The organism is Pseudomonas sp. AGC41, assembly GCF_057334555.1.
In genome coordinates this window covers 1-7,719 of record NZ_JBHFJB010000008.1, presented here as the reverse complement: position 1 = coordinate 7,719, position 7,719 = coordinate 1, and the positions used below count along the sequence as shown (strand labels likewise).

The following is a 7,719-nucleotide window of genomic DNA, read 5'->3' as shown; positions in this document are numbered from 1 at the left end:
GTGCACGCTCGGTAAAGTCCAGCCCGTCGGCGAGGCTGGACACCGGCAGGCGCGCTGTGCGCCAGACCACTTGCACCGGTTCGTCGAGGCCTTCCCAGAGCACGGCGCTGCGCAGGATGTCGTGGCGGGCAATCACCTGGTCGAACGCGGCGATGAAGGCTTGCAGGCGTTCGCGGTTGTCGAAGGCGAGAGTGGCGCGCAGCAGATAAGCATCATCCTCAGGTTGCAACAAATGCTGGAACAACAGGCCTTCTTGCAACGGGGCCAGGGGATAGATGTCCTGTACGTTGGCCGCGCCGCCCTCGACGCTGGCAATGATGCGGTCTATCTGTGCCTGGGACAGGCGTACCAGAGGCAGCCTGTGCGGAGTGATTTGCCCATCCAGCGCAATTGATGCTGTTGGCTGTGGTTCGAGAGCCTCGACGGCTGTGCCCGGCGGCTGCAAAGCCAGGGCAAGGTTTAGCAACTGAGGGGCGTTGAACAGCGTGCCGACGTCCAGGCTCCAGCCTTCCGCGCGCATCCGCTCGACCAGTTGCACCGCCAGCAAGGAGTGGCCGCCCAGGGCGAAGAAGTTGTCCTGGCGACCAACCCGCGGCACGCCGAGGGCGTGCGCCCAAAGTTCGGCCAGACGGGTTTCCAGCGGCCCTTGCGGCGCTTCGTAGCGGTGCAGCGCGAAGTGGTTTTCGTCGGGCTCGGGCAGCGCGCGGCGGTCGAGCTTGCCGTTGGCGGTCAGGGCGAACGTGTCCACCTTGACGAACGCGGCGGGCAGCATGTAGTCGGGCAGCACAGCGGCCAGGCGCGTACGCAGTTCGTTGGGTTGCACGGCGCCGGTGGCGCTGAAGTAAGCCAGCAAGCGTTGCTGGGCATCGGCCAGCACCACCGCTTCGGTCACCTCGGGCAAGGCCTTGAGTTGTGCCTCGATCTCGCCCAGTTCGATGCGGAAACCGCGGATCTTGACCTGGAAGTCGTTGCGCCCGAGGAACAGCAACACGCCGTCGGCACGCCAGCGTGCCAGGTCACCAGTGCGGTACAAACGCGTGCCCGGTTGGAACGGGTTGGGCACGAAGCGCTGCTCGCTCAGTTGCGGCTGGTTCAAATAGCCCAGCGCCAACCCGTCACCGCCAATGTACAGCTCGCCGACAACGCCGATGGGCAGCGGCCGGCGCTGCGCGTCGAGCACATAGACCTGGGTGTTGCCGATGGGCCGGCCGATAGGAATGTCACCGGCCAGGGCGTCGTCGAGGGTGATGCGGTGGGTGGTGGCGAAGGTGGTGCTTTCGGTCGGGCCGTAGCCGTTGAGCAAGTGCTGGGGCGGTGACTCGCGCAGCACCTGGGCGATCCGCCGCGGGTCGAGCACGTCACCGCCGACCATCAGGTAGCGCAGGCTGGCAAAGGCCGGGGCCAGGGCGCCGGCGAACTGATGGAAGAGCCCGGCGGTGAGCCAGAGCACGCTGACTTCGTGGCGCAGCAGATGCTCGTTGAAACGTTCGGCGTCGAGCAGGGTGTCGCGAGGGCAGACCACCAGGCAGCCACCGTTGAGCAGCGCGGCCCAGATCTCCAGGGTGCTGGCATCGAAGGCCGGGTTGGCGGCGAGGGCGATGCGGTCCTGGGCGTTGAAATCGGCGAAGCCGTTGTTGCACACCAGGCGAGCCACGGCGCGATGGGGCACTTGCACACCTTTAGGCGTGCCGGTGGAACCGGAGGTGTACATGATGTAGGCGACATCACCCCCACCGTTCAACGACGCGGATGGGCGGATGCCTGGCTCCTCGGCCAGGGACTCGACGTCAATGACAAGCACACCGTCCTGCGACGCGATGCTGTCGCCCGCACTGAGCAACCAGGCACTGCCGCAATCGGCCAGTACCCGCGCCCGATGCGCGGCAGGGGCGTCCCGGTCGATGGGGACATAGGCCGCTCCGCGCTTCAGGACTGCCAGGATCGACACGATCAGCGTCGTATTGCGCTCCATGCAGATGGCTACGAGACTCCCGGCCTCTACGCCGTAGCCCGCCAGGTGACCAGCCAGTTGTTCGGCGCGCTGGTTGAGCTGGCGATAGCTGAGCGAGTGCGCGCCGTCCAGCAGCGCAGTGGCTTCGGGTCGAGTCCGTGCCTGTGCCTCGAACAGCGCAACCAGCGAATCGTCGGCTGGATAGTCGCGGGCGGTGGCGTTGAAGTCGACGATGACCTGGCACTGTTCCTGGTTGTCGAGCAGCGGCCAATCGGCCAACGCCCGACCCGGCTCGGTGAGTACCTGCTCGGTCAGGTGTTCGAGCCGTCGCAGGTGCGCAGTGATCTGCTCGGCGCTGAACAGTCGCGGGTCATAATTGAGTTCCAGGAACGGTTCGGTTTGCGCTTCGTAGTCGCGCAGGTAGATCGCCAGCGGGTAGTGCTCATAGCCGTTGTGCCAGGTGCGCAAGGCGCACTGCGCCGCTCCCAGGTTCACATCCCCCGGGTATTGCTCGATCGATAACATCAGTTCAAAAAGGTGACCGGGATGGCCGGCGCGTGCCCGCAGTTCACGGTGCAAGGATTGCAGCGGATAACGTTGATGCCGATAGCTGCGCAAGGTCTGGCGAGCGACCTGTTGCATGGCCTGGACAAAGCTGGCCTGCGGATTGACCTCGACCGCCAGCGGCAGCACCGATGAAAACATGCCCACGGTGCGTTTTTGCAAGGCGTTGGCCCGGTTGTGCACGGGCAGGCCGATCACCAGGCTTTCGCGCTGGTCGGTCACTCGACTGAAGTAGCTGGCCAACAAGGCGCTCAGGCAGTGACTCAGAGTAGCCCCGTGGGTTTTCGCCAATTGGCCCAAGCCATTCAGGCGTCGCCGTCCTAGCGGCCAGACTGCCTGGGCGCTGGGCATATGAGCGGTGGTGTCGGCTTGCGGTTGATTTGCAGTGCCTGGCGCCCGGGTGGGTTGGAATAACGGTTCTGGCAGGGCGGGAAACTGCTCCAGCCAGTATTCCCGCGCCTTGTCATGGCGCGCCGAGTCGAGGTAGGCCTGATCGTCGCCGACGAAGGTACGGTAGCCCCGCGCCAGGTCCGGATCCGGCATCGGTTGCTCACCGCGCAAGAATTGATTATAGGCGGCGCTGACTGCCTGGCCGACCAGGCCCACCGAGGTACCGTCGCAGATCAAATGGTGATACCGGCTGTTCCACAACGCCTGGGTATCGGACAACTGGAACCATTCCATGGCCCACAGTGGCTGCTCGTAAAGCACGAACGGCGTGCGGTTCAGGCGGGTGATGGCGGCGATGGCCTGGGCGTGCGGCTCGGGTTCGCCGCGCCAGTCATGGTAGGAAAAGGGTACTTCCAGATCGGCGATGACTCGCTGCTGCACCTGCCCGTTGTTTTCGCTGACCATCAGCCGCAAGGCATCGTGTTGCCCGACGACGAAGCGCAGCGCGGCGGCAAACACGGCAAGGTCTACCGCGCCGTCGATTTGTACCGTGACGCCAATGTTATAGGAGGGGATATCGGGCGATAACAACTGGTCGAGCCAGACGGACTGCTGAGTGGAGCTCAACGAAAAGCATCGCGATTCGGTCATGATACGTCCATGTAATTAAGGCTTATCCAAAGTCGACCCCAGGAAGTGGGGCCGGCAAGCGTCCGTGGCACATCACCTTGCCAACGGAGCATCAAGAAGTGACAACGTTCGGCCCGGACTGTTCACTGATGCGACGTCCCATGACCGTTTCTTTTCTAGCCGCGCGCTAAAAATAGGCCGCAAGTGCCAAGTGGTCAACCGGAGCGGGAGCGCAAAAAAACAGAGGTCTGATGTCTGCAGCGGCGACCTGCGCGCATTGGAAAGTTGCGAGAGGTAACTGTCGCCTATACGCGCGTCCGGTGGAGCGGCACTTTTGCAGAGCGATTGGCTGTTTTCTGCGGCGAAGCAGGGCAGTTGAATCGCGCCCTAACCCTTCAACCTGCTCCAGAATTCCTCTGCCGCTGCGCTGATCGGCGCGGTTGGGCGGGTGAGATGGATTTCCAAAGGGATATCCCAGCTTTCATCCAGCGCTCGGACCAGGCGCCCGTCAGCCATTTCCTGTTCGGTCAGGCTTTTCGGCAGCCAGGCGACGCCCTTGCTTTCCAGTGCCATGGACATCAGCACCGCGGCGAGATGGCTGCTGAACAGCGGCTTGAGGTGCAGGTATTCCTCCTTGCCGTGGAGTCGGTGAGCGACGATACGCCCGAGCCCCGATTCGTGGGTGTAGGCCAGGTAGGGCAACGTCGCCGGTGAGGTACCGAAATTGGCCGAGGCACTCGCCAAGGGTATGAGGACGTCCACGCCGACTTTTTTTCCGCTGAATTGATCAGGCGCCAACAGTGGCGGTACGTCGGGGTGCCGATGGCAGAGCAGGAACTGCACCTGACCGTGAATCAGCATCTGCTCGCACACCGCCATGCTGTCCGAGTGCAGGCGCACGGCATCTATCGGCGCGCCATTCTCGGCGCTCCTCAGCCAGCGCGGAAAAAACGTGAACGACAGCGAATGCGTGGCTGCAAACTGCAGCGTCTTGGCGGCCACTCCGGCGACTTCCTGGGCCTCGGTGCGCAGCCTGTAGAGGCGCCTCGCAGCCTCCTGGGCGCTGGGCAGAATCTGTCTTCCGGCCTCGGTCAGCGTCGCGCCCTGAGGCGTGCGTACAAACAGGTCCACGCCCATCCAGTTTTCCAGCGAACGGACCCTGCGACTGAAAGCCGGCTGCGTGACGTGACGCGCTTCGGCGGCGCGAACGAAGCTGCCGTACTCCGCAAGCGCTGAAAAATCTTCTAGCCAGACGAGTTCCAAAGGCAATGCCTCCTGTGCATAGGGCGCGGCATTAATAGCATTGGGCGGGTTTCGTCGCAAAGCATAACGTGAGGCCAACCACAACAAGAGGAACCGCTCATGCGTATCGTCGACATCCGCGAAAAAACCGTTTCCATCGCCTCTCCGATTGCCAATGCCTATATCGATTTTTCGAAAATGACCTGCTCGGTCGTGGCGGTTGTCACGGATGTGATTCGCGATGGCAAACCGGTGATCGGTTACGGTTTCAACTCCAACGGTCGCTACGGCCAGGGCGCCCTGATGCGTGATCGATTCCTGGCGCGAGTCACCGAGGCCGACCCGGAAACGCTGATCGACCAGGAACATGCCAACCTGGATCCGTTCGCCATCTGGAAAACCCTGATGACCAATGAGAAACCGGGCGGCCACGGCGAGCGTTCAGTGGCCGTCGGCACCATCGACATGGCCGTGTGGGACGCGGTCGCCAAGATCGAAGGCAAGCCGCTGTATCGCCTGCTGGCCGACCGTTATCGCGGCGGCAAGGCGGATGACAAGGTCTGGGTCTACGCGGCGGGGGGTTATTACTATCCCGGCAAGGACCAGAGCAAGCTCAAGGCAGAAATGCAGGGCTATCTGGATCGTGGTTATGACGTGGTCAAGATGAAGATCGGCGCGGTGCCACTGGAGGAAGACATCCGGCGCATCGAAGCGGTGCTTGAAGTGGTCGGCGACGGCCGGCGACTGGCAGTCGATGCCAACGGCCGCTTCGATCTGGAGACCGGTATCGCGTACGCCGAAGCCATCAAGCAGTACAACCTCTTCTGGTACGAGGAAGTCGGCGATCCGTTGGACTACGCGCTTCAGGCCGAGCTCGCCAATCACTATGAACTGCCGATGGCGACCGGTGAGAACCTGTTCTCTCATCAGGACGCGCGCAACCTGCTGCGACACGGCGGCATGCGCCCGGATCGCGATTACCTGCAGTTCGATTGCGCCCTGTCCTACGGGCTCGTGGAGTACATGCGCACCCTGAAAGTCATGGAAGAGATGGGTTGGTCCTCGCGCCGCGTGGTGCCCCACGGTGGCCATCAGATGTCCCTGAACATCGCCGCCGGTTTGCACCTGGGCGGCAACGAGTCGTACCCCGATGTGTTCCAGCCGTTCGGTGGTTTTGCTGACGGCATCCGCGTGGAAAACAGCTACGTCGGCCTGCCGGATATTCCTGGCGTCGGTTTCGAAGCCAAGTCTGCCCTGTACGCGGTGATGCGCGAGCTGGGCGAGGGCTGATCGTCGTCATGCCGCAGTCGCCAACGAGGCTGCGGCATCGGGCGTCGCACATGACGCCTGCCACATGCCCATCACAACAATAAAATGAGGTGCTCTCGTGGAAATCTCCAAGTCTCGCTGGTACAGCCAGCTGTATGTGCAAGTACTGATAGGTATCGTGATCGGCGCAGCGATCGGTTACTTCATCCCGAATCTCGGGGCCAAGCTCCAGCCCTTCGCCGATGGCTTTATCAAACTCATCAAGATGCTGTTGGCGCCGATCATCTTCGGTACGGTGGTCGTGGGTATCGCCAAGATGGGCAGCATCAAGGAGGTCGGACGGATTGGTGTGAAGGCGCTGATCTACTTCGAGATCCTTTCGACCATAGCGCTGGTCGTCGGCCTGGTGGTGGTCAACGTCGTCAAGCCTGGCGTCGGGATGAACATCAATGCCAACTCCCTTGATGGCAGCTCCATCAGCAAGTACAGCCAGGCGGCGAGTGAGCAGGGCGGCACTGTCGAATTTTTCCTCAATATCATTCCGCAGACATTCGTCGGCGCATTTTCCAATGGCGTCATGCTCCAGGTGATTCTGCTGTCGGTATTGATGGGCGTCGCCCTGGTGCAAATGGGCGAAACCAGCAAGCCGCTGATCAACACCATCGATCTGTTCCTGCAGGGGCTGTTCAGGATAGTCGCGATGGTCATGCGCCTGGCGCCGATTGGCGCGGGCGCCGGCATGGCGTTCACCATCGGCAAATACGGCATCGGCACCTTGCTGTCGCTGGGCCAGTTGCTGGTCGCTCTGTATGTCACGACGCTGATTTTCATCGTGGTCGTGCTGGGCGCGGTCGCCCGATGGTCGGGGATGCCGCTGATGCAGTTTCTTCGTTATTTCAAGGACGAGATCCTCATCACGCTGGGGACCTGCTCGACCGAAGCGGTGCTTCCGCGAATGATGGTCAAGCTTGAAAAACTCGGCTGCAGAAAATCAGTCGTGGGCATGGTCTTGCCCACCGGGTACACCTTCAATGCCGACGGCACCTGCATCTACCTGACGATGGCGGCGATCTTCATCGCCCAGGCCACCAATACGCCGCTGACGTTCATGGACCAGATGATCCTGCTGGGCGTGTTCCTGCTCACATCAAAAGGCTCGGCGGGCGTTGCCGGCGCCGGTTTCGTGACCCTCGCCGCGACACTCACCACGATTCATTCCATCCCCTTGGTCGGGTTGGTGTTGCTGCTGGGCATCGATCGATTCCTCAATGAAGCACGGGCGGTGACCAACCTGATCGGCAATGGAATCGGCACCATCGCCATTGCCAAGTGGGACAACTCCTTCGACGTGCAAGCCTGCGAGCGCGAGATCGCGGCGATGAAACAGGAGAAAGCCGATCGAAAGGCGCTGTTGGCGCATAAATGACGACGCCGACCGGCCATGCGGGTTCATAGCTGCCCGGATCGGCATACACGTACAGGCTGGGCCTGCCGTCTTGCACTTCTTCAAGCAGGCGCAAGCCTTGCCAGTGGAACAGGGTGCGATTACTGGGTTCGCTGGCGTCGTCGTTGTACACCAGCTTGCTGATCCGCCGGCCCAGCGGGTCGTAGCCAAACACCACCCGTTGGCGCAGGGCACCGTTCTGTTGATGCACGCCGATCAGTCTGTGTTC

General features: G+C 62.2%; 4 protein-coding genes. 2 read left to right on the top strand and 2 right to left on the bottom strand.

Annotated elements, in window-relative coordinates; all coding sequences use genetic code 11:
• Both ACE04F_RS01135 and ACE04F_RS01130 read right to left on the bottom strand, forming a co-directional pair.
• Positions 1 to 3,556, bottom strand: a 3,556-nt coding sequence (locus tag ACE04F_RS01135) for a non-ribosomal peptide synthetase (protein WP_486104181.1), incomplete at its 3' end; no start/stop codon positions are given.
• 366 nt (positions 3,557 to 3,922) lie between these two features.
• Positions 3,923 to 4,798 carry a LysR family transcriptional regulator gene (locus ACE04F_RS01130; protein WP_486104179.1) on the bottom strand — a complete coding sequence of 292 codons (876 nt, stop codon included), beginning with the start codon at positions 4,796 to 4,798 and terminating at the stop codon, positions 3,923 to 3,925.
• A 99-nt stretch (positions 4,799 to 4,897) separates the two neighbouring features.
• Here ACE04F_RS01130 and ACE04F_RS01125 point away from each other — a divergent pair, with 99 nt between their 5' ends.
• Positions 4,898 to 6,067: a mandelate racemase/muconate lactonizing enzyme family protein gene (locus ACE04F_RS01125; protein ID WP_486104177.1), complete on the top strand. Its 1,170-nt coding sequence runs from the start codon at positions 4,898 to 4,900 to the stop codon at positions 6,065 to 6,067.
• 97 nt (positions 6,068 to 6,164) lie between these two features.
• Positions 6,165 to 7,472: a C4-dicarboxylate transporter DctA gene (gene dctA, locus ACE04F_RS01120; RefSeq protein WP_486104175.1), complete on the top strand. Its 1,308-nt coding sequence runs from the start codon at positions 6,165 to 6,167 to the stop codon at positions 7,470 to 7,472.
• The last annotated feature ends 247 nt before the right edge of the window (positions 7,473 to 7,719 follow it).